This is a genomic window from Blattabacterium sp. (Nauphoeta cinerea) (assembly GCF_000471965.1).
Lineage (GTDB): Bacteria > Bacteroidota > Bacteroidia > Flavobacteriales > Blattabacteriaceae > Blattabacterium.
In genome coordinates, this window is the sequence record NC_022550.1 from 93,325 (window position 1) to 116,160 (window position 22,836).

The window sequence follows — 22,836 nt, forward strand, 5'->3', positions numbered from 1 at the left end:
AATGAATTTTTTAGAAAAAATCAGAAAAAATACATGGTTAGTTTTCTTTTTTATAAGCATATCTTTGATATTTTTTGTATTAGATCCTAATATGATCCTAAAATTTTTTACTGAAAATTCCACTATTATTGGAAAAGTAAATGGAGATAACATTCTTATAAAAGAATACGTTGATTGTTTTCAATTTCTGAAACGATTTCGGGAAAATGAACCGGATCATTATTTAAAGAATGATGCTTGGAAATTATTAGTTCATGAAAAAGTTTTAAATCAAGAAGCTAAAAAATTAGGAATACAAAGCACAAAAATAGATTTTTGGAAAGCAATAGAAAAGCAATCAATATATAGTAAAATTATTGATTTTCAAAATGATCAAGGAAAAATGAATATGAAAAAATTTAAATTGTATTTAAAAAATTTGGAAAAATTACCTTCGCATTTAACTCCTCAAGTAGAAGAAGAAAAAAATATTTGGTCTTATGAAAAAAAGAGTATTTCAAAAAGAATTGTTGCAAAAAAATATGTAGAAATGTTGATGTATGGATTCAATACATCTTTTGTAGAAGCTAAATTGAACTATAAAGATAAAAATTTATTTTCCATAATTGATTATATATTTTTTCCTTATTCAGAAATAGAAAAAAAATATTATAAAATAAAAAGTCATGAAATCCATGATTTCATTCAAAAAAACAAATTTCTTTATAAGAAAGAAAATTTAAGAAATCTTAGTTTTGTAGTTTTTCGTTCTTATCCATCATTGGATGATGAAAAAAATATGGATTTCAAAATGAAAAAATTATTTCAAAAATTTAAATTTTCCAATCATAATTCTATAATTGTTTCTAATCAATCTGAAAAACCTTTTGATTCTAATTTTTATTTAAAAAAAAATCTTCCTGTTGCTTTGCAACATTTTGTGGATAATCACGATCAAGTGGGAAATATGTTTGGCCCTGTTAAAGAAAATAATGTTTATATTATGGCTAAACTAACTGGAAAAAAAATGATATATCATTCTGTTTTATCCAGTCATATATTGATTTCTCATAAAGATTCTGTACGTTTTTACAAAAATAGAACGAAGAAAGATGCTGAAAAAATAGCAAAAAAAATATATGGGATTGTTACAAAAAATCCTAATCAGTTTCATTCATTAATCATAAAAAAATCTGATGATATCAGGAATGCGAAAAAAAATAAAGGAAATTTAGGATGGATAAAATATGATGATCAAAATGAAATATTTAAGGAAAATAAGGGTAGATTTGATTTTTTTTCTTCAAAAAATAAAAAAGGAACAATAGGTTTAGCTGAAACCAAATTTGGATATCACATTATTAGAATTGACAATGTAAAAGATATAAAACCTGTTTATCAATTCGCTGTAATAATAAAAACACTTATTCCATCAAAAAAAACGGAAGATCTCCTTTATCAAAAAATTATTCAATTTTTGAAGGAAAATAAGAATTCAAGTTTGAATGAATTTATCAATAATGCGAGGAAAAAAAGATATGAAACTATTTTTTTAAAAGAAATAAAAAGTTTTCAATGGAATATTGACGATTTAAATACCGAATTAGATAAAGAAATTATAAATTGGTCTTATGAAAAAAACAGAAAAGAGGGAGACACTAAGATTTTTTACACTTCAAATAAGGATTATATCATAGTATTTTTATCTAAAATTCAAAAAAAAGGATATCCTATTGAAGAAATAAAAAATAATATAATCCCTTTACTCATCAATAAAAAAATTGATCACTATTTATCTAGTATAATCAACAATAAATATGAAAGTTTGGAAAAAATTGCTTTACGTTTTTCTAGAAAAATAAATAAATATCATAAAATCAATTTTTATCAGTCTATGATTGAAAATTATCAAGAACCTAAAGTAGTGGGATATGCCTTTTCCTCAAAATTACATAAAACTTCTAAACCAATATTAGGAGAAAAAGGGATTTTTTTCATAAGACCACTAAAACGTTTTAATACATCTAAAAAAATTTCTTATTTTTCTTCTGAAATGGAATCTTTAAATATAAATTTAAGAAAAAATGTTTTAGAAAAAATAGGAGATGTATTAATTGAAAAATCTAATATTAAAGACTATAGAAAAAACATATAATTAATTATTTCGTTTTATAGAATAAGGAGGTATGTATTTTTTTTCTTTATGATTATGATTGTCTTTTTTTTTTATAGATTGATCAATATTATTTTTAATAATCTCATTTTTAATTTTTGTTTTGGCATTTTTTAAATATCGGATTCCTTCTCCTAATCCACGAGCTATATCTGGTATTTTTTTAGGGCCAAAAACAAGTATAGCTATAAAAATGATAAAAAAACTTTCTTCTATACTAATAAATAAAAAATTACTCATTTTTTCATATTTTTTTTACAAAAATCATATACTATAGATGGAGCTATAAATATAGAGGAATAAGTTCCAACACTGATTCCAATAAATAAAGCTAACATAAAACTATGAAGAACTTTTCCTCCAAATAAGAAAATAATAGAAATTACTAATAAAGTAATAAAAGAAGTATTTATAGTTCTGGTAATAGAACTACAAATTCCTTGATTTATAGTTTCTTTCATCATGAAAGATGTTGTTTTTGAAATTTGTCTAATTTTATCATAAACTATTACAGTATCATTTATGGAATAACCTATAATTGTTAATAAAGCAGCTATAAAAGTTTGATCTATTTCTAGAATAGGAAATTTTTCGTGAAAAAAAGAAAATATTCCAAGTACAATAATTGAATCATGAATTAAAGAGATTACTGCTCCTAATCCAAATTGCCATTTTTTAAATCTTATAAAGATATATGTAAAAATTCCTATTAAAGAAATAATTATGGAAATAAAAGATTTATAAATCATGTTTCTAGCTACTAAAGGCCCCACTTTCTCGATAGATAAAATACCTAATGATTTGTTTTTTTTTATATTTTTAAATTCATAAAAATTTATAGGTAAAAAGCCTTTTAAAGCTGTAAACATTTTTTTTAAAATCATTTCGTCTACTTGGTTGTTTTCTTTATATATTTTATATTTAGTAACTATTTTAAGTTGATTTTCGTCTCCGAATGTTTGGACCCTAGGGTAAGAAGGTTTTCCATTTTCTGTAAATGTTTTTGATAAAATTTCTGAAATTTTTTCGGGAAGCATTTTACGATCAAAAAGAATTACATAAGAACGACCTCCAACAAAATCTAACCCAAAATTAAATCCTTTTGATAAAAAGGATAATATACTGATAATAATAATTATACAAGAAATTATATAGACCCATTTTCTTTTAGATAAAAAATCGTATTGTATATTTTTAATTTTATTCAAAACAGGAATTAATATTTTTTTTCTAAAAAAAATTTTTTATATTTTTTTAAATGCCATTCTAAAAATAATCTTCCTAAACAAGTGGAAGTAAACATAGATATCACAATTCCAATAATTAAGGTAGTAGAAAAACCTCGTATAGGTCCGATTCCAAAGTAAAATAAAATGATTCCGCATAATAAAGTAGTGATTTGTCCATCTATAATAGATGATAAAGCTCCCTGTAATGAGTAACTATTATTAATAGATGTTAAAATAAAAACTTTATTTTTTATATTTTCTTTAATCTTTTCATAAATCAGAATACTAGCATCCATTGACATTGCTAATGTTAATATAATTCCTGCAATACCAGGAAAGGTCAATACTGCATTCATAGAAATAAGAATCCCTAAAATAAATATTATATTAAAAAATAGGACAACGCCAGCATATAATCCTGGAATAGAGTAGTAAAAAAACATCCAAATAAATATAAAAAATAAGGCGATTAAAAAAGATATAACTCCCCTTCGAATAGATTCTTTCCCTAAATAAGGACCTATCACATCTGTTTGAACAACTCTTATAGATGTAGGTAATTCCCCGGTATTCAATATATTAATTAAGTCATTGGATTCTTGTATTGAAAAATTTCCATATATTTGAGACATTCCATTTGAAATGATTGATTTTACTACAGGAACTGCATATACTAAATTATCAAGCACTATTGCTACACTTTTTCCCATATTTTTTTCTGTAAATCTTTTCCACTTTTTAGATCCTTCTTCATTCATTTTTATATTTATAGATATTTCATTTAAAGGACTAAAAGATTTGTAGGCATGAGTTACCATATTTCCATTTAAAAATGTTTCTTCATCATTATCATTTATTTTAACAGCAAATAATTGTAAAAAATTATCTAAATTTTTATATCCCCACATAAATTTCACATCATGTAAATGATATGGTAAACAATTTTTTGCTCCCGTAGAATTTAAAAAATCGGAAATGATTTTTTGATATTTTACATGAACTAATCCAACTATATGTGAGGATTTAATAAGTGAAATATTCAAAATATCTATAATAGATTTTTTAAAATATTTTTTCTTAAAAAAATTATCTATCGTATTAAAATATGGAACAATTTCTTGAAAACTATAAGTTTCAAAAAAATTTAATTCAGCTTTTTTTTCTAAAATATTTTTTATCCTATCCATATTTTTTATACCGGATCCGGACAATTCTATTAAAATTCGATTAGAATTTTTAATTCTTTGTATATTTGGTTGTTTGATTCCAAATCTATCTATTCTAGATCTCAAAATATTTTGAATAGAAATTATAGATAATTCTATTTTTTTTCTTAGAAATCTTTCTACTTCAAAATCAGAACTATTATAATGAATATCTTCTGAATTTGATTGATTTCCAAATAAGTTTGGAGAAGATAAATTAATATTTAATTTTTTATTTTTTCTCTCTTGATTAAAAGAATTTATAAAAAATGATAAATAATCTGTATTTGGATTTTCTTTTTTTTTTTCATCTGCATTTTGCAATGCTTTTAAAAAAATAAAATTTTGAGAATTGTCAGAAAATTTTCTTAACAAATCTCTTTCAGAGATATCTAAAATCATACTCATTCCTCCTTTTAAATCTAATCCTAGATTTAAAGTTTTTTTATTATTTCTTTTTAAAGTATAATTTTCAATATCAATACTAGATAATATATAATATAAACAAATTGTAGTCAGTATTATGGTTACAAAAATCGTAAAAAAGTTTCTTATACGCATTTTATTTTATCGATTTGCATAAATAAAATAAATAATTATGAAATATTATTTTATTAATTAAAAAATTTTTATGTCTATCTTTATTCTTTTTGGGATTAAGAAAATTAAATGAATGCACTTAAAAAAATTTTGTCTTATTCAAAACCTTACAAACATCATTATGTCTTTAACATATTATGTAATTTTTTATACTCCTTATTTTCAGTTATATCTATAATATCTATTTCGCCTGTATTGAGTATTTTACTTCAATCTTCTAAATACAAAAATAAAACAACATTTTTGAATTCTTTCAATGTATCTTTTGACTTCATTATGAAATATTTTCATAATTATATCAAGATACTATCAGATAAATATGGAAAGATAAACACTTTAGCTATATTTTGTATTTTTATCATTTTACTTTTTTTAATTCGAAATGTTTTTCGATATTTGGCAGAATATTTCTTAATAGGAATCAAGACTTCTATAGTTCGAAATATTCGAAACGATTTTCACAAAAAAATACTTTCTTTACCTATAATTTTTTTTTCAAATAAAAAAAATGGAGATTTAATATCTAGATTATCTAATGATGTCAATGAAATAGAGATCTCTATTGTTAGTTCTTTAGCTAATTTGATGAGTTCTCCTATTATGTTTATCTTTCATTTGATCGCCTTATTTTTAATGAGTTATCAACTAACGTTATTTGCTTTTTTATTGCTCCCTTTAATGGGCGCATTTTTATCTATTATAGGAAATAGTTTAAAAAAAGATGCAAGAGGTGCTCAAAATCAATTAGGAAAATTATTTTCTGTTATAGAAGAAACTTTAAATTCTATCAAAATTATAAATATTTTCAATGCTGAAAATCAAATGCAAAAACGTTTTGAACAAGTATCTGAATATCAAAAAATACTGTCTGCTCGTGTTAATAGAAAAAAAGAATTGGCTTCTCCTATGAGCGAATTTTTAGGTTCAATTACAATGATTTTAATTATTTGGTATGGAGGGAAACTTTTTTTGGAAAAAAAGAAATGGCTCCAGAAATACTTTTTCCTTTTAGGTCTATTTTTTCAAATTATTAATCCAGCGAAAAGTTTAGTGAATTCTATATCTAATGTTCAAAAAGGAAGAGCTGCTGCAGAACGTATTGTCGAAATATTGAATACAAAATGTGTATCACACAAAAAAATTAGATATAAGTCCATTTTTCATTTTAAAAATGAAATTTCATTTCGAAATGTTTCATTTACTTATAACAAATTAATTTTAATTCAAAATTTAAGTTTTTCTTTGAAAAAAGGAGAAACCGTAGTTTTAGTGGGAAGATCTGGCAGTGGAAAATCTACTATTGCTAATTTGTTAGCTAATTTTTATGATGTCACATCTGGAGAAATTACTGTAGATGGAACTAATATAAAATATTTAAAAATTAAAGATTATAGAAAATTATTAGGGATCGTCACTCAAGAACCAGTTCTTTTTAATGACTCTGTTTTCAATAATATAACATTAGGAGCAGAAAGAAAAATATCTATAAATTCTGTCATACAAGCAGCTAAAATTGCCAATGCACATTGTTTTATCAAAAAACTTCCAAAAGGATATGACACAATTATAGGATATAATGGAAATAAATTATCATTAGGACAAAAACAAAGAATTAGCATAGCTAGAGCTGTATTTAAAGATCCTCCAATTATGATTTTAGATGAAGCGACTTCTTCCTTAGATACAGAATCAGAAATTATAGTTCAAAAAGCCTTGAATAAAATGATGAAAAATAGAACATCTCTTGTAATAGCACATAAATTATCTTCTGCCATTATACAAAATGCAGATCATATTATTGTATTAGAAAAAGGAAAAATTATAGAACAAGGAAAACATAATACTCTAATTTTAAAAAAAGGAACTTACAGTAAATTAATTGCTCTACAAAGTTTTTAAGAATGAGTCTTGAAAAAGATATTATAGAAATCGTTCGTCATCCTATTTTATCTATTTCTATTATAGGAAATTTATTTTTAATAGAAAGTATTTTATCTATAGATAATGCAGCTATGTTAGCCACTATGATTCTAAATCTTAAAAAAGAAGATAGAAAAAAAGCTATAAAATATGGAATTATTGGAGCTTATTTTTTTAGAATCCTATGTCTATTATTTGCTTCTATATTAATAAAAATATGGTGGTTAAAACCATTAGGAGGAATTTATTTGATTCTTGTAGGATTAAATCATTTCTTTTTCAAAAAAAAATCTATATCAATAAAAAATGAAAAAGTACAAAATTCTTTTTGGAAAGTAATTTTTCTTATAGAAATAATGGATTTAGCTTTTTCCATAGATAACATTTTTGCCTCTGTTGCTTTATCAGAAAATATCATATTAATTTTTTTGGGTGTATGTATAGGAATTTTATCAATGAGATTAATTGCCCAATTTTTTGTTCAACTAATGGAAAAGTTTCCAGAATTAAAACATTCTTCTTTCTTCGTGATTATTGTTCTCGGAATCAAACTCGTTTTTTTTTCAAAAAAATATGTTCCTGATTTATTTTTATTTTTATTTTCTGAAAAAGTATTTTCTTTATTGATTTTTTCAATATTTATATTTCCTTTTTTTTTGTTATGGATAAAAAAAAAAAACAAATAAAGATTAAACTAATATAGTGATAGGATCCTCTAAAAAATTTCTAAAAGATTGAATATATTCACTTCCTTTAGCTCCATCTATAATTCTATGATCACAAGATAATGTGATTTTCATTATATTTCCTATTTCTATTCTATGATCTCTAACAATTGGACGAATCATAATAGATCCTATAGATAATATAGACGTATTAGGTGTGTTAATAATAGAAGTAAAAGATTCTATTCCATACATTCCTAAATTTGAAACTGTGAAAGTACTATTTTCTATTTCTTCTGGTTGTATTTTTTTTAATTTTGAACGAAGTGCTTTATCTTTAATTTCTTTAGAAATTTGTGATAATGATTTTTGATCTGCATTTTTAATAACTGGAACTATTAATCCATCTTTTATAGATACAGCTACTCCAATATGAATATGTGGATGTATTATAATCTTTTCATCGTCCCATGACACATTCATATCAGGATGTTTTTTCAAAGACTGGGCCACAGCTTTTATAATAATATCATTAAATGATATTTTATCTTCTGAAGAAAATTTATTATTTAAATTTTTTCTAAATTCAATTAATTTGTCCGCATTGATTTCGCTAAACAAATAATAATGTGGAGCTGAAAATTTGGAATGACTTAAATGTTCTGCTATTTTTTTTCTCATAGAGGAATGAATCAGAAAATTTCTGTTTTCTATTTCCTTTTCCTTTGAATGATTCTTTTCATAAAACTCTATATCTCTTTTAACGATTCTTCCATATTCTCCACTTCCTTTAATACAATCTATGGAAACTCCTATTTTTTGAGCCATTTTTTTTGCTACGGGAGAGATGAATATTTTTTCGTTTTCCTTTTTTATTTTTTGAATTTTTTTAGATTCAAGTTCCAAGTTTTTTTGTTCCTGTTTTTGGGGTTGTAATTTTGAAATAATATGACTTATATCTTCCCCTTCATTTCCTATAATCGCTAACACATCATTTACGCGTGTAGTTTCTCCTTCTTTAACTCCAATAAAAAGTAAAACACCACTAATATCTATCTCAAAATCTTGAGTCGCTTTATCTGTTTCTATTTCAGCTAAAATATCTCCTTCTGAAACTTTATCTCCTACTTTTTTATTCCATTTTATTAAAGTCCCCTCTTTCATTGTATCGCTTAATTGGGGCATAGATATAATTTCTGCCATTATGTTTTATTTTTATGTTTATTATGCATGTTAAGGTAAAATTTTATCTAGAAAAGGGTAATTTTTTTCGTGATAAACAACATCATACATTTCTTCTAAAGAAGGAAAATCTGAATTTTCTGCAAATTCAACACAAGATTCTACCTTTTTTTTAACTTTATTTTCTATAAAATTTAAATTTTCTATGGTTTCCCATTCATTTCGAATAATAATACTTTTTAATTTTAAAATAGGATCTTTTTTTTTGTATAAATAAACTTCTTCTTTACTACGATATAACTCAGAATCAGACATAGAATGCCCTCTATATCTATAAGTTTTAATATCTAAAAAAGTAGCCCCCTTTCCTTTTCTTGCTCTTTCTATAGCTACAGAAGCAGATTGTGCTATTTTATCTGGGGCCATTCCATCCACAGGATAGGAAGGCATTCCATAAGACATTCCTATCTTATAAATTTCCTCTATATTGCTACTTCTTTTTACAGAAGTTCCCATAGCATATTGATTATTTTCACATACAAATACTACAGGAAGTTTCCATATCATAGCCATATTGAATGTTTCATGTAAAGATCCTTGTCTGACTGCTCCATCTCCCATAATAGTTAAAGTTACAGCTTTTCTATTAAAATATTTATCAGCAAAAGCAATTCCAGCCCCTAACGGAATTTGCCCGCCTACAATTCCATGCCCCCCATAAAAATGGTATTTTCTACTAAAAATATGCATAGACCCCCCCATTCCATGAGAAGTCCCTGTTTTTTTTCCTAAAAGTTCCGCCATTACTTTTTTTGGATCTACTCCCATAGAAATAGGAAGAATATGACATCTGTAAGCGGTTATCATCTTATCTTTAGATAAATCCATTGCATGAGTTAATCCAGCGGGTATTGCTTCTTGTCCATTATACAAATGTAAAAATCCTCTAATTTTTTGTTTTAAATATAGAGAACGGCATTTATCCTCAAATTTTCTCCAAAAAGACATATCTTTGAACCACTTTATGTAGATTTTAGGGCTTATTTCTTTCATTAAGAAAAATTTTATAAAATCATTGTATACAAATTTAATCTTTAAGATTCAATATACAAGTACAAAAAAAAGAATTTAAATTAAATCAATAAGGCTTTCTAGTGCGATCTTTCTAGATCCTTTAATAAGAATATAATCCATTTTTTGAATAGAATATTTTTGAATCCATTCAACAAAATTTTTTTTATTCATAAATTTTTTTATTCTTTGAGAAGTTTTTTTAGTATTAAAGAAAATATTTCCAATTAGAAAAATTATGTTAATGTTACTTTTTTCTAGAAAAGAAATGATTTTATCATGTTCATTGTTAGAAAAGAATCCTAATTCTAACATATCTCCTAATATTGCAATTTTATTTCCTTGTATGTTGTTAAAAAAAGTAAGAGCTTTCATCATACTAGTTGGATTTGCATTATAACAATCTACAATAATTTTTGTATTTTTTTTTATCAAAATTTGAGAACGGTAATTATTAGGTACGTATTCTTCCACTGCTTCTTTTATTTTTTTTAAAGAAATTTTGAAATATATTCCAATAGTTATAGCTGAAGCTATATTATATAAATTATAATCTCCTATTAAAGAAGAAACAATTTTTTTATTTTTAATAGATAAAATAGATTTTATACTATTTTTAGTCCATAAATATTCAATATTTATATCCGTGGTTTTTTTTTCTGAAAAAATATATCTTTTCATTCCTTTACTATTAGATAATTGTATGGGATCATCTCCGTTTAAACACGACTTTATTTTTTTTTTTAAAAAATTATATAACTCCAACTTACTACGTATAATTCCTTCTATACTTTTAAATCCTTCTAAATGAGCTATTCCAAAATTTGTAATATATCCATAGTCTGGATCAATGATAGAACACATTTTTTCTATTTCTTTTTCATGGTTTGCTCCAATTTCCATGACAGATATTTGTGTATCGATAGGCATCGATAGTATAGTTAGTGAAATTCCTATATGATTATTGAAATTATTTTTTGTAGAATGAACTTTATTATATTTCTTAGAAAGAATAGCTGCAGTAAGTTCTTTTGTTGTGGTTTTTCCATTACTTCCAGTTATGGCTATAATAGGGATATGATGGAATCTGTATCTATGATACATTGCTAATTGATGTAGAAAATATAATGTGTTATATACAAAAATAATTTTTTTGCATCGCACATATTTTTTATTATCAACTACAGCTAATATTGCTCCATTTGAAATCGCTTCATATGCGAATTGATTTCCATCAAAATTTTTTCCTTTTAAAGCTACAAAAATAGACCCTTTTTTAACTTTTTTACTGTTTATTTCTACCCCAGAAGAAATGGAATATAATTGATATATACTTTGAATATTCATAAATAATATAATATATTTTTTCTGAAAATAATTAAATAATTAACTAATTAAAGTAAATCTTTTTCGAGTTTCATTTTTAAATTATTAATATTAGTAATGATAGTTCTTTTTTGGTCTTTTATATAAGAAATATAACCTGTTTCTTCCGATATAACAAGACATATAGCGTCCGTTTTTTCAGATAATCCAATAGCAGCTCTATGTCGTAAACCCAAACGAGATGGAATTTCTTTATTGTAAGAAACAGGGAGAATCGCTCTTGTTTTTATAATTTTATTTCCTGTAATAACTACAGCTCCATCATGTAATGGACTATTTTTATAGAAAATACTTTCTAAAATAGAAATATTAACTTTAGCATCCATTTCATCTCCATTTTGTATAAATTCTTTTAAATCCTGATGTAATTGAATAACAATTAAAACTCCAGTCTTATCTCCTGAAAAAATAGCACAAGCATTTATTATACTATCTATAGTTTCAGTTTTAATCGAAACTCCTGATTTCTTAAAGAGAGAAAATATAAATTTTTTGAAAAAAATTTTGCTTCCTACAATAAGAAGGAATTTTCTAATTTCTGGTTGAAATACAATAATCAAAGCTAAAAAACCTCCTTTAAAAAAAGCACTTATAACTATGCTAAGAAGTTTCATTTTGTAAATTTCTACTACTTTCCAGAAAATAAAAGTTGCAATAATACCGTAAAAAATATTTAAAGCAGCAGTTTTGTAAACCAGTCTGTATATTTGAAATAAAATAATGGTTACTAAAAAAATATCTAAAATATCAATGAAAGAAATTTTCAATAAATATAACAATGAAAAAAAGCTTCACGAAAAAATAATATAAAAGTTATTAATGAATTATAAAATTTTTCTATAATATTGTACTAATTTAATGCATTCTACAGCTTCTTTCACATCATGCACACGCAAAAATTTAGATCCATTTAAAAGTGCTATAGTATGAATAATAGAAGTCGCATTTAATGATTCTTCATAAGAAGTTTTTAAAATAAATTTCATCATCGATTTTCTAGAAATACCAATTAAAATTGGATAATCTTGATATCCTAATAAAGATAGATGTTTTAATAATTGAAAATTATGTTCTAACGTTTTTCCAAAACCAAATCCAGGATCTAAAATAATATCTTGAATTCCATATTTTTTTAAAAAAAAAATTTTTTCAGAAAAGAAATTATTTATTTCTGTTATTATGTTTTCATGATAGTATGGTTTTTCCTGCATGTTTTCAGGAATTCCTTTCATGTGATTTAATATATATGGTATTTTAAGTTTTCCTAACAAAGGAAACATCTTTTCATCTAATACTCCTCCTGATATATCATTTATCATTACAGCTCCTTCTTCTACTGCTATTCTAGCAACTTCACTACGAAATGTATCTATAGATATTTTAGCATTTGGAAAATTTTTCATAATTACACGAATAGGTTCTGTTATTCTTTTTATTTCTTCCTTTTCTGTTATAAATTTTGATCCTGGTCGTGTTGAACATCCCCCAACATCTATAAAATCACAGCCTTCATTTAATAAAGTTTCTATATGTTGTAATAGATTGTATTTTGAACATAGTTTTCCCCCATCATAAAACGAATCAGGTGTTAAATTGACTATTCCCATTATTTTGGGTTCTTTTAAATGCAATAAAGTGCCAGCACAATTAATTATCATTGAAAAATTTATTTATCTGTAATTTATTGTAAAATAAAAAATAAAATGAAATGATATGAATTTTTCATCTATTGATTCTATTTTAGAAAAATGTAAAAAACTTTTTTTAGAAAAATTAAGAGATTATGGTTTATCATGGAAATTTTTTCACAATTATTCTATAATAGATCAAATTTTAATTAAACTAATCCGTATAAAAAATATTCAGTCGAAAGGATCTCAAAAAATTAAAGAAGAAAAAATAGAAGATACCTATATAGACATTATAAATTATTTAATAATTATTTTAATAAAAATAGATATTTCTTTTACATTACAATCACACGATGTATCACATCATGATGTGATTTTAATTTATAATGAAAAATTAAAAAAAATAAAAATGAATACAGATTGTATGGATAAAACTTTAAATAAGTTTTCCATAAACAGTATTTTAGAAAATATTTTATTATTAAAAATGAATCAAAAAAAGTTTTTTTTAAAAGAATTAGAAAAATTTTGTTTTCAAACATTAATTGAAATTATTTTTATTTTAAAAAGAAATTTTTAATAAAAATCTAATTTTTTCTATTTATAATATTTATATTATTGCACTTTTTTGTAACAAAAACGAGACAAAAGTGAGACAAAAGATTGTTATTGCAAATTGGAAAATGAATTATGACTTTCATGAAACAACTTCTTTTATTAGAAATTTTTTAAAAATTATTTTTGAAAGAAAAATAAATCATAATAAAAAAATTATTATATCCCCTTCTTTTCCTTTTTTACATATTTCGAATCAAATCTTACAAGGAACAACTTTAAATATTGCAGCTCAAAATATTCATCATAAAGATAAAGGCTCTTATACAGGAGAAGTATCCGCTTATATGTTAAAGTCTATAGGAGTTCAAAACGTTATATTAGGACATAGTGAAAGAAGAGAATTGTTTTTTGAAAAAGAAAATATTTTATTAGAAAAAATAAAAATAGCATTAAAGTATAATTTCAATATTATTTTTTGTGTAGGGGAGTCATCTTTAGAAAGATCTAATAATAAACAATTTGATATTGTTAAAAACCAATTAAAAGAAACTGTTTTTCATTGCACTTCAGACGAGATAAAATCTTTTTATATAGCATACGAACCAATATGGGCAATTGGAACAGGAAAAACTGCTACTATTGAGCAAGCTCAGACTATGCATAAATTTATTCGTTCTTTATTTTTTGATAAATATGGAAAAAATATTTCTAATAAAATATCTATTTTATATGGAGGAAGTATTAATGATCTTAATGCAAAAGATTTTTTTTCTCAAAAAGATATAGATGGAGGACTTATAGGAAAATCATCTATTAAACTAGAAACATTATTAAAAATAATTCAATCATAATATTTAAAGTTAATTAGTATATTTGTATTATGGGCCTCGTAGCTTAATTGGATAAAGCATCTGACTACGGATCAGAAGATTATGGGTTCGAATCCCTTCGAGGTCGCATTCGTTTTATCCTATCCTAAATAAGGTTTTAATATTTTACTTCTAGAAGAATGTTTTAATCTTTTTAAAGCTATACTTTCAATCTGTCTAACACGTTCTCTTGTTAAATCGCAAGATTGTCCTACTTCTTCTAAAGTCATAGGAGGAGCCCCATTTAATCCGAAATGTAAAATGATAACACGACGTTCTCTTTCACTTAAAGTTTCTAAAATTCTTTTTATATCTTTACGTAAAGATTCTTTTTCTAAGTGTTCATCTGGACGAGGGGATTCATCAGATCTAACTAAATCATATAAATTAGAGTCTTCTCCTTCTATCAATGGAGCATCCATTGAAACATGTCTTCCCGAATTTTTTATAGACTCTTCAACATCTTTCTCATTCATATCTAAATATTCTGCTATCTCTCTTGCAGAAGGAGTTCTTTGTAATTCTTGCTCTAATTGAGCAAGGGTTTTCAATATTTTATTTAATAAAGCTAATTTATTTGTAGGTTGTCTAATGGAACGTGATTGTTCTGCTATAGCTTGTAAAATTGCTTGTCTAATCCACCAAACTACATAAGATATACATTTAAATCCTCTTGTTTCATCAAAACGTAATATTCCTTTAATTAAACCTAAATTTCCTTCATTAATCAAATCACATAAACTTAATCCTTGATTTTGATATTGTTTGGCTACAGAAACAACAAAACGTAAATTTGCATTGACAAGTTTATCTATAGCACTAGCATCACCTTCTCTTGCTTTACGAGCATATTCTACTTCTTCTTCTGGAGTTAATAATGGGATTTTCCCTATTTCATGAAGGTATTTGTCTAACGATTCAGATTCGCGATTTGTTACTTGTTTAGTAATTTTAAGTTGTCTCATATTTTTTTAATTTTATTTTTTTATAGGACGGGGTAAAAGTACTTTTCTAGAGAGTTTCATTTTTTTATTTTTTTCATCCATTCCCATAAATTTAACGTCAATAATATCTCCTATATGCAACTCTTCTTCTATATTATTCAATCTTTTCCATCCTATTTCCGAAATATGCAGCAACCCTTCTACTCCTTTAGAAATTTCAACAAAAGCACCAAAATCTTTTATAGATTTTACTTTTGCTTTATAAACTTTTCCTAATTCAGGGACAAAAACTATTTTTTTAATCCTACTAATGGCTTTTTCTATTTTTTCATCATCTTTTCCGATAATTTCAATGTAACCTGAATCCCCTTTTTCTTCAATGAATATATTTGTATTTGTATATGATTGTATTTCTTGAATTACTTTTCCACCAGGACCGATAACTGAACCTATGAAATCTTTTGGAATATTCAAAGTATATATTTTTGGAGCATTAGGTTTCATTTTTTTTCTATATTTAGGTAGAGTTTCTAACATTTTATTTAAAATGAAAATGCGACCTTCTAAAGCTTGCATCAAAATTTTATTCATAAGATCGTATGTTACTCCTTGCATTGTTTTCACATCCATTTGACAAGCTGTCATTCCATATTTTGTCCCTGTTATTTTGAAATCTAAGTCTCCAAAATGATCCTCTTCTCCTATTATATCTGATACAATAATTTTTTTTTCATTTTCCATAAATAACCCCATAGCAATTCCAGATACAGGATTTTTTATAGGAATTCCTGCATCCATTAATGCTAAACTTGCCGCACAAACTGTAGCCATAGAAGATGATCCATTAGACTCTAGAATATCTGAAACAACACGAATTGTGTATGGATTATTAGGTATAACATTTTTTAATGCACGTTGAGCTAAATTTCCATGTCCAACTTCACGTCTAGAAACACCTCTTATAGAACGGATTTCTCCTGTAGAAAAAGGTGGAAAATTATAATGTAAATAGAATTTCTCCTGATTTTCCACAACAACGTTATCGATTCTGTTAGCATCTAAAGAAGATCCTAGTGTGACTGTAGCTAAAGACTGAGTCTCTCCTCTTGAAAATAAAGCAGAACCATGAACACCAGGTAAATAATCAACAAAACTGGATATTGAACGTATTTGTTTTTTAGTCCTACCATCTAATCGAACCCCTTTATTTAAAATTAAATTTCTAGTTATATTTTTTTTTATTTCCTCAAAAAACTGATCAATAATTGCTTCTTTTTCCTCTCCCTCTATTTTTTCTTTTGTTAAAAATTTTCTTTTAAAATCGTTTAGTACAATTTTTTCTTGAACAGACCTCGTTTTTTTGTCTAAGAAATTTTGATAAATTTTCTCTATTTTTTCATATGAAAATAAATGAAGTTCTTCTTTTAACATTTTATTTTCTTGTTCTTGAGAAGAATTTATTGATTTTTGATCATCAAAGAAAAAAATACAACTTTTTGAAAGTTTATCAACTAAACGGAGTTGAGCTTCTATTTGTGGTTTTATTGCTTTATGAGCTATCATCACTGTTTCTAAAAACTCTTTTTCTTTTGTTTCCTTCATCTCCCCTTCTATCATAATAATAGAATGGCTTGAAGCTCCTACTATTAAATCTACATCTGCTTCCTTTAATTGATCTAAACTAGGATTAATGATAAATTTTTCATTCGAACGAATAACACGTATTTCTGATATAGGTCCATTAAAAGGGATTCTTGCTACGGATAAAGCTGTTGATGCTGCCAAACCAGCTAATCCATCTGGTAAAACAGTTTTGTCATATGAAAGTAACGAAATCATGATTTGGATTTCTTTTTTAAAAGAATCTGAAAATGTAGGTCTTAAAACGCGATCAACTAACCTCATCGTTAAAATTTCCTCATCAGAAGGTCTCCCTTCTCTTTTTATAAAACCTCCAGGAATTTTTCCTCCAGCAGAATATTTTTCTCTATAATCTACTGTTAAAGGTAAAAAATTTGTTTCATTTTTTTTTGTTTCTTTGGAAACAACTACAGTAGCCAAAAGCATTGTATTTTTTGCACGTACTATAACTGCTCCATCAGCTTGTCTTGCTAATCTTCCTGTTTCTATAATAATAGTACGACCATCTCCCATAGAGATGGTTTCTTTTACTATATCTAGCATATTTTTATTATTTTCTATCTATCTATGTAGAAATATTTATTTCCTTAATCCTAAATGTTTAATTATATTTTTGTAATTATTGACATCATGTTTTTCTATATATTTTAGCAATTTTTTTCTTTTTCCTACCATTTTTACTAAAGCTCTTTCCGTATTAAAATCCTTTTTATTATTTTTTAGATGATTGTTCAAATGATTAATACGATAAGTAAACAAAGCGATCTGAACATTGGAAGAACCTGTATCATAAACAGATGTTCCATAAGTTTTAAATATTTCCTTTTTTTTTTCTACTGTCATAAACTATATATAAAGTTAAAAATATTTTTTTGAAATTAATTTCTACTTTTTTCCATTTCTAAAATAGAATCAATATATCTTCTATCGTTGGATAAACGCGGAACTTTATTTTGTCCACCTAATTTGTTATGTTTTTTTAACCAATCATAAAATAAACCATTTCTAGCTACATATATAATAGGAGGACCTAAAACTATATTTTTGTATCGTTTAACTTCGTAATCTGAATTCAAATATTTCAATTCATTATCCAAAATATTTATAAAATCACATAAATTTTTTGGTTTTTTTTCAAATTCTATAATCCATTCATGAGCTCCAGAATTTTTTGTATTCATATATACAGGACCTACGGTATATTCATGAATCGTGGAATTTGTCTTCATGCAAGCTTTATTTAAAGCTTTTTCTGTATTTTCAACAATTAATTCTTCTCCAAAAGAATTTATATAATGAGTTGTTCTTCCTGAAATCAAAATTCGATATGGAGATAGACTAGTAAATCTAACTGTGTCCCCAACTATGTATCTCCATAATCCTGCATTAGTAGAAATAACAAGCGCATAATTTTTATTTAATTCTACTTTATCAATAGATAATATTTTAGGATCCGAATTATTTATTTCTTCTGTAGGAATAAATTCGTAAAATATCCCATGATTTAGTAATAATAAAAGATCTTTAACATTTTTTTGATCTTGTATTGCAAAAAAGCCTTCTGATGCACTGTATACATCGTAATAATTTATGGATTTATTAAATAATTTTTGATATTGCAAAATGTAAGGCCTTAAACTCACCCCTCCATGAAATATTACCTCAATATTAGGCCATATTTCATTTATTATTTTTTTGTCAAATTCTTTTAATAATTTGTTCAAAAAGATCAATAACCAAGAACAAACACCTAATAAGATTCTAACATCTTGATGTCCTGTTTCTTTTACTAGATTTTCTAATTTTTTTTCCCATTCACTTATTAAGGCTATTTTTTTTCTAGGAACACAAATATTTTCAACCCAAAAAGGCATATTCTGAATTAGAATGGAAGATAAATCCCCATAAAATGTGTTATATTTCTTATGTAATTCATAACTTCCTCCTAGACGGACAGCTTTTCCAAAAAAAATTTTTGTTTTGGGGTGATTATGAATATAAATAGATAATACATCTTTTCCTGCTTTATAATGACATGTATTCATAGACAATTTAGTGATAGGAATATATTTGCTTCTTGTATTAGTAGTTCCAGAGGATCTGGCAAACCATTTTACTTTTCCTGGCCATAATATATTTTTTTCTCCACTACGAATTCTTTTAATAAAATATTGTAAATCAGTATATTTACATATAGGAATTCTTTCTGAGAATTGTTGATATTTTTTAATATCACAAAATCCATATTTTTTTCCAAATTCTGTATTTTTTGCATATAAAACTAATTGATTCATTAATTGATTCTGTATTTCTATTGGATAACGCATAAAAAATTCTATACTCTTAATTCTTTTTTTAAGAAAAGAAGATGTAAAATATCCAGATAAATACTTTATCATTACGAAATGATATTTGAGTTAAAGGTTGTGAAAATAAATTTTGTCATTTATTTTCTTTATTTTTTAAATAAGTAAATAGAAACAATTCCAAAAGTTAATTTTTGTGTATAAATTGGATTAAATTTATGATATTTTAAAAGTTTATTCATTTTTTTGTTACAATAAGGAAAAGATAATATAGATTCTTTTAAATAATTGTAGGCAAAACGATTTCGTGAAATAAAATTCCCTATTTTTTTTATAAAATAAAAATAAAAATAATAAACTTTATTTATCCAATAATTAGAAGGTTTAGAAAATTCTAAAATAACTAAAGTCCCTGAAGGTTTTAAAATTCTATATATTTCTCTTACAGAATGATGAATATATTGAAAATTTCTTATTCCGAAAGCAATAGTAACGCTCAAAAGTTTCATTTTGAAACGGAATATTTTGTGAATAACCTTGAATGGTTTGAACTCTTTTTTCGAAAAAATTGTTTTTATTTTTTTTTTAGCTATTTCCAACATTCTATAAGATGGATCTAGTCCTGTAATATAAGCGGATTTAAATTTATTAGCTAACAAAATAGCTAAATCCCCAGTTCCAGTAGCTAAATCTAATATTTGTTTAACTTTTATTCCATTAAATTTGTATAATAGATGAATTGCTTTTTTTCTCCATATAAAATCTATTCCAAAAGATAATATGTGATTGATTAAATCGTATTTATTAGCGATATGATCAAACATATTTCTCAATTTTTCTTCTTTTGAAGAAGGAGAATGTTTATTCATAATATTTAAAATTTACTTCTTAAATTAAGAAATATGAAGAAAAAATAGCTTTTTAATTCTTTTTAGTAAATTTTATTTTTTTTACTTTATCAATAAAAGAAAAGAAATGATTCGATCAATCATTACAGGAACGGGGCACTATTTACCCGAAAAAATTATAAAAAAAGATCATTTCATGAAACATAAATTTTACGATAAAAGAGGGTTTAAAATTGGAAAATCTAATGAAGAAATTATTAATAAATTTCAGAAAATTACAGAAATTGAAGAAAGAAGATATATAAATAAAGGATTATTGAATTCTGATATTGCTGCAATAGCAGCAAAAAGAGCCTTGATTAATTCTAAAATTTATAAAGAAAAAATAGATTATATCATATCTGCTCATAATTATGGAGATATTCATCCTATTTCTTATCAATCTGATTTGATGCCTTCTATAGCTGCTAAAGTAAAAAATAAACTTAAAATAAAAAATAAAAAATGTAGACCATATGATATGATTTTTGGTTGTACAGGATGGATAGAAGGAATGATTCTTGCTGATCAACTTTTACAATCTAAATATGCTAAAAATATATTAATTACTAGTTCTGAAACTTTATCTAAAGTCATAGATCCACATGATAGAAATGCAATGATTTTTTCCGATGGCGCAGGAGCAGCTGTTTTATCTGCTATAGAATATTTTGAGGATGAAAAATATGGGGTCATTCATTCCGATACTCAATGTGATAATAATGATAAATTATATTATTTAACTAATGGGCCTTCCTTAAATCCAAACTATAAAAAATCTTTGTTGAATATTAGAATGAATGGAAGAAGAATTTATGAATATGCATTAACAGAAGTTCCAAATATGTTAAAAAATATGCTTGATCATGCGAATTTACATCTTAAGGATATAAAAAAAATTCTTATTCATCAAGCTAATGCTAAAATGGATTATGCTATTTTGAATAGATTATTGAAATTATATAATTATAAATCTTTCAGTAAGGATTTTTTAATAAAAATTATGCCTATGACAATACAAAAATTTGGAAATTCTTCTGTAGCTACTATTCCTACTTTATTAGATTTGATTCTTAAAGGAAAAATGCCACTTCATAAAATTCAATATGGAGATACTATTCTTATGGCTTCCCTAGGTGCGGGAATGAATATTAATGGAATGATTTACCGTTTTCCCAAAAAAAATAAAATATGAAAAAAAGAACACATCCCAAAAATTACAGAGCTGTTGTTTTCAAAGATATTAATAATGATAAAATGATTATTTGTAAATCAACAGTTATAACAAAAGATTCTATTTATATAGATGGAAATGATTATCCATTATACAAAATGGAAATATCTAGTTATTCGCATCCATTTTTTACTGGAGAAAAAAGATTTCTAGGGAAAACAGGTCCAGCTGAGAAGTTTAAGAAAAAATATGAAAAATATAAAAAATTACAAAATAATACATGAATTTCATATTATATGATGGTGTAGAATGGAAAAAATTATTTCCTATAACACTCACTAGACCTGTATCAGAAATTAGATTAGGATTATTCACCATGAAAGAAAGATGGGAAAAATATCTTGGAAAAAATGTAGAAAATATTATTACACAATCATTTCTTTCAAAAAAATATTCTCAAAAAGAATCTTCATATTTTAAAGATATACTGTTAATTAACTCGTCATTCCTTCCTAATGAAGAATTAATTCAAATTCTTTTTTCCTTAAAAGAAAATGAGGGGATTTTTTTTGAAAATAAAATAATTGCTTTCAAAAAAACAAATTTCTTTTTCAAAAAAGAAGATATTCTTTCTTTTCCTTTAGAAAAATATAAAAAAATATATTATGTAAAAAAAGTTATTCATATTCAATATCCGTGGGATATATTTATAAATAATGAAATTGTATTAAAAAAAGATTTTATGTTTTTCACAAAAGGTAAAAAATCTTTTTCTTTGGAGGGAAAGAATCATATTATTTGTAAGGATAAAATTTTTTTGGAAGAAAATATAAAAGCAAATAATGTTGTATTAAATGCTCAATTGGGACCTATATATATTGAAAAAGGAGTTAAGATTATGGAAGGATCTGTAATTATAGGACCCGTATCAATTGGAAAAAATTCTATATTAAATATAGGATCAAAAATATATGGAGGAACAACTATTTCTACTTTTTGTAAAGTAGGTGGAGAAATTTTTAACTCTGTAATATTTTCCTATTCCAATAAAGTTCATGATGGTTTTTTAGGAAATTCTGTTTTGGGTGAATGGTGTAATTTAGGCGCTGGAACCAATGTTTCAAACTTAAGAAATGATTATCAAAAAGTAACAGTTTGGAATTATGAAAAAAAAGATTTTTTTCCTATAAACTTGCAGTTTTTTGGAATGATAATGGGAGATCATTCCAGATCTGCAATAAATACTCAATTTAATACAGCCACAATTGTAGGTGTGAGTGATAGTATTTTTGGATATGGATTTTCTCCTAGATATATTCCTTCCTTTTTTTTGGGAGGAATTCAAAGAAAAAAAAAATTCCTTTTAATCAAGTTTGTGATACAGCTGAAATTATGATGAATAGAAGAAACGTTAAT

The 22,836-nt window shown here is 24.8% G+C and carries 21 protein-coding genes and 1 tRNA gene; 9 read left to right on the forward strand and 13 right to left on the reverse strand.

The genetic code is table 11. The features are described 5' to 3' along the window. Position 1 precedes the first annotated feature (1 nt). Positions 2–2,134 (forward strand): SurA N-terminal domain-containing protein, encoded by a 2,133-nt coding sequence (locus K645_RS00470; RefSeq protein WP_022564922.1) that lies wholly within the window; start codon positions 2–4, stop codon positions 2,132–2,134. On the opposite strand, the gene K645_RS00475 is transcribed toward K645_RS00470, so the two are convergent. The 3 genes from K645_RS00475 to secD are packed head-to-tail and all read right to left on the reverse strand — an operon-like array spanning position 2,135 to position 5,147. Beyond that, positions 2,135–2,392 carry a twin-arginine translocase TatA/TatE family subunit gene (locus K645_RS00475; protein WP_022564923.1) on the reverse strand — a complete coding sequence of 86 codons (258 nt, stop codon included), beginning with the start codon at positions 2,390–2,392 and terminating at the stop codon, positions 2,135–2,137. Further along, positions 2,389–3,360: a protein translocase subunit SecF gene (secF, locus tag K645_RS03190; protein ID WP_022564924.1), complete on the reverse strand. Its 972-nt coding sequence runs from the start codon at positions 3,358–3,360 to the stop codon at positions 2,389–2,391. The genes K645_RS00475 and secF overlap by 4 nt, the downstream gene beginning before the upstream one ends. Before the next feature lie 8 nt (positions 3,361–3,368). Beyond that, a complete protein-coding gene (secD, locus tag K645_RS03195; RefSeq protein ID WP_022564925.1) occupies positions 3,369–5,147 on the reverse strand; it encodes a protein translocase subunit SecD in 1,779 nt (592 codons plus the stop codon). Positions 5,148–5,255: 108 nt separating this feature from the next. Between secD and K645_RS00485 the strand changes: the two genes are divergently transcribed. Together K645_RS00485 and K645_RS00490 are read left to right on the forward strand one after the other, a co-directional pair. Further along, entirely contained in the window at positions 5,256–7,085 is a 1,830-nt protein-coding gene (locus tag K645_RS00485) for an ABC transporter ATP-binding protein (RefSeq protein ID WP_022564926.1), read from the forward strand. Positions 7,086–7,087: 2 nt separating this feature from the next. Continuing rightward, positions 7,088–7,792: a DUF475 domain-containing protein gene (locus tag K645_RS00490; RefSeq protein ID WP_022564927.1), complete on the forward strand. Its 705-nt coding sequence runs from the start codon at positions 7,088–7,090 to the stop codon at positions 7,790–7,792. Positions 7,793–7,795: 3 nt separating this feature from the next. Here K645_RS00490 and K645_RS00495 read toward each other — a convergent pair whose 3' ends face one another. From K645_RS00495 to folP, 5 genes are all read right to left on the reverse strand, one after another. Further along, positions 7,796–8,974 carry a dihydrolipoamide acetyltransferase family protein gene (locus K645_RS00495; RefSeq protein WP_022564928.1) on the reverse strand — a complete coding sequence of 393 codons (1,179 nt, stop codon included), beginning with the start codon at positions 8,972–8,974 and terminating at the stop codon, positions 7,796–7,798. A 30-nt stretch (positions 8,975–9,004) separates the two neighbouring features. Next, the gene (pdhA, locus tag K645_RS00500; protein WP_022564929.1) at positions 9,005–10,006 is read right to left on the reverse strand and encodes a pyruvate dehydrogenase (acetyl-transferring) E1 component subunit alpha; all 1,002 of its coding nucleotides are present in this window, start codon (positions 10,004–10,006) and stop codon (positions 9,005–9,007) included. 75 nt (positions 10,007–10,081) lie between these two features. Further along, the gene (murF, locus tag K645_RS00505; RefSeq protein WP_022564930.1) at positions 10,082–11,371 is read right to left on the reverse strand and encodes a UDP-N-acetylmuramoyl-tripeptide--D-alanyl-D-alanine ligase; all 1,290 of its coding nucleotides are present in this window, start codon (positions 11,369–11,371) and stop codon (positions 10,082–10,084) included. 47 nt (positions 11,372–11,418) lie between these two features. Beyond that, positions 11,419–12,177: a diadenylate cyclase gene (locus K645_RS00510; protein WP_235043318.1), complete on the reverse strand. Its 759-nt coding sequence runs from the start codon at positions 12,175–12,177 to the stop codon at positions 11,419–11,421. 57 nt (positions 12,178–12,234) lie between these two features. Beyond that, entirely contained in the window at positions 12,235–13,068 is an 834-nt protein-coding gene (gene folP / locus K645_RS00515; protein WP_022564932.1) for a dihydropteroate synthase, read from the reverse strand. A gap of 55 nt (positions 13,069–13,123) precedes the next feature. Between folP and K645_RS00520 the strand changes: the two genes are divergently transcribed. The 3 genes from K645_RS00520 to K645_RS00530 all read left to right on the forward strand — a co-directional run bounded on the left by K645_RS00520 (position 13,124) and on the right by K645_RS00530 (position 14,556). After that, entirely contained in the window at positions 13,124–13,621 is a 498-nt protein-coding gene (locus tag K645_RS00520; protein WP_022564933.1) for a nucleotide modification associated domain-containing protein, read from the forward strand. Positions 13,622–13,691: 70 nt separating this feature from the next. Next, entirely contained in the window at positions 13,692–14,450 is a 759-nt protein-coding gene (gene tpiA / locus K645_RS00525; RefSeq protein WP_022564934.1) for a triose-phosphate isomerase, read from the forward strand. A gap of 32 nt (positions 14,451–14,482) precedes the next feature. Further along, positions 14,483–14,556, forward strand: a tRNA-Arg gene (locus K645_RS00530). A 13-nt stretch (positions 14,557–14,569) separates the two neighbouring features. On the opposite strand, the gene K645_RS00535 is transcribed toward K645_RS00530, so the two are convergent. The 5 genes from K645_RS00535 to K645_RS00555 are packed head-to-tail and all read right to left on the reverse strand — an operon-like array spanning position 14,570 to position 20,228. Beyond that, positions 14,570–15,433: an RNA polymerase sigma factor RpoD/SigA gene (locus tag K645_RS00535; protein WP_022564935.1), complete on the reverse strand. Its 864-nt coding sequence runs from the start codon at positions 15,431–15,433 to the stop codon at positions 14,570–14,572. 12 nt (positions 15,434–15,445) lie between these two features. Further along, positions 15,446–17,596 carry a polyribonucleotide nucleotidyltransferase gene (pnp, locus tag K645_RS00540; RefSeq protein ID WP_022564936.1) on the reverse strand — a complete coding sequence of 717 codons (2,151 nt, stop codon included), beginning with the start codon at positions 17,594–17,596 and terminating at the stop codon, positions 15,446–15,448. A 36-nt stretch (positions 17,597–17,632) separates the two neighbouring features. After that, positions 17,633–17,896: a 30S ribosomal protein S15 gene (rpsO, locus tag K645_RS00545; protein ID WP_022564937.1), complete on the reverse strand. Its 264-nt coding sequence runs from the start codon at positions 17,894–17,896 to the stop codon at positions 17,633–17,635. Positions 17,897–17,931: 35 nt separating this feature from the next. Then, positions 17,932–19,452: a GH3 auxin-responsive promoter family protein gene (locus tag K645_RS00550; protein WP_022564938.1), complete on the reverse strand. Its 1,521-nt coding sequence runs from the start codon at positions 19,450–19,452 to the stop codon at positions 17,932–17,934. Positions 19,453–19,508: 56 nt separating this feature from the next. Next, positions 19,509–20,228 (reverse strand): ubiquinone/menaquinone biosynthesis methyltransferase, encoded by a 720-nt coding sequence (locus K645_RS00555; protein WP_022564939.1) that lies wholly within the window; start codon positions 20,226–20,228, stop codon positions 19,509–19,511. A 106-nt stretch (positions 20,229–20,334) separates the two neighbouring features. On the opposite strand from K645_RS00555, the gene K645_RS00560 reads away from it, so the two are divergent. Genes K645_RS00560 through K645_RS00570 form a run of 3 tightly spaced genes read left to right on the forward strand, consistent with a single transcriptional unit; the run spans position 20,335 to position 22,816 of the window. After that, complete coding sequence (locus K645_RS00560) at positions 20,335–21,441, forward strand: 3-oxoacyl-ACP synthase III family protein (RefSeq protein WP_022564940.1); 1,107 nt, start codon at positions 20,335–20,337, stop codon at positions 21,439–21,441. Continuing rightward, positions 21,438–21,704 (forward strand): type B 50S ribosomal protein L31, encoded by a 267-nt coding sequence (locus tag K645_RS00565; RefSeq protein ID WP_022564941.1) that lies wholly within the window; start codon positions 21,438–21,440, stop codon positions 21,702–21,704. Before K645_RS00560 ends, K645_RS00565 begins: the two co-directional genes overlap by 4 nt. After that, positions 21,701–22,816, forward strand: coding sequence for a putative sugar nucleotidyl transferase (locus tag K645_RS00570; RefSeq protein WP_022564942.1), 1,116 nt, complete (start codon positions 21,701–21,703; stop codon positions 22,814–22,816). Before K645_RS00565 ends, K645_RS00570 begins: the two co-directional genes overlap by 4 nt. The last annotated feature ends 20 nt before the right edge of the window (positions 22,817–22,836 follow it).

Bases quoted from the DNA above. Each gene is read 5' to 3' on its own strand.
- murF (WP_022564930.1), bottom strand. From the start codon at position 11,371: ATGAATATTCAAAGTATATATCAATTATATTCCATTTCTTCTGGGGTA.
- pdhA (WP_022564929.1), bottom strand. From the start codon at position 10,006: ATGAAAGAAATAAGCCCTAAAATCTACATAAAGTGGTTCAAAGATATG.
- K645_RS00565 (WP_022564941.1), top strand. From the start codon at position 21,438: ATGAAAAAAAGAACACATCCCAAAAATTACAGAGCTGTTGTTTTCAAA.
- secD (WP_022564925.1), bottom strand. From the start codon at position 5,147: ATGCGTATAAGAAACTTTTTTACGATTTTTGTAACCATAATACTGACT.
- K645_RS00485 (WP_022564926.1), top strand. From the start codon at position 5,256: ATGAATGCACTTAAAAAAATTTTGTCTTATTCAAAACCTTACAAACAT.
- rpsO (WP_022564937.1), bottom strand. From the start codon at position 17,896: ATGACAGTAGAAAAAAAAAAGGAAATATTTAAAACTTATGGAACATCT.
- K645_RS00535 (WP_022564935.1), bottom strand. From the start codon at position 15,433: ATGAGACAACTTAAAATTACTAAACAAGTAACAAATCGCGAATCTGAA.
- K645_RS00560 (WP_022564940.1), top strand. From the start codon at position 20,335: ATGATTCGATCAATCATTACAGGAACGGGGCACTATTTACCCGAAAAA.
- K645_RS00490 (WP_022564927.1), top strand. From the start codon at position 7,088: ATGAGTCTTGAAAAAGATATTATAGAAATCGTTCGTCATCCTATTTTA.
- K645_RS00470 (WP_022564922.1), top strand. From the start codon at position 2: ATGAATTTTTTAGAAAAAATCAGAAAAAATACATGGTTAGTTTTCTTT.
- K645_RS00555 (WP_022564939.1), bottom strand. From the start codon at position 20,228: ATGAATAAACATTCTCCTTCTTCAAAAGAAGAAAAATTGAGAAATATG.
- K645_RS00550 (WP_022564938.1), bottom strand. From the start codon at position 19,452: ATGATAAAGTATTTATCTGGATATTTTACATCTTCTTTTCTTAAAAAA.
- pnp (WP_022564936.1), bottom strand. From the start codon at position 17,596: ATGCTAGATATAGTAAAAGAAACCATCTCTATGGGAGATGGTCGTACT.
- folP (WP_022564932.1), bottom strand. From the start codon at position 13,068: ATGATAATTAATTGTGCTGGCACTTTATTGCATTTAAAAGAACCCAAA.
- K645_RS00475 (WP_022564923.1), bottom strand. From the start codon at position 2,392: ATGAGTAATTTTTTATTTATTAGTATAGAAGAAAGTTTTTTTATCATT.
- K645_RS00520 (WP_022564933.1), top strand. From the start codon at position 13,124: ATGAATTTTTCATCTATTGATTCTATTTTAGAAAAATGTAAAAAACTT.
- K645_RS00570 (WP_022564942.1), top strand. From the start codon at position 21,701: ATGAATTTCATATTATATGATGGTGTAGAATGGAAAAAATTATTTCCT.
- K645_RS00495 (WP_022564928.1), bottom strand. From the start codon at position 8,974: ATGGCAGAAATTATATCTATGCCCCAATTAAGCGATACAATGAAAGAG.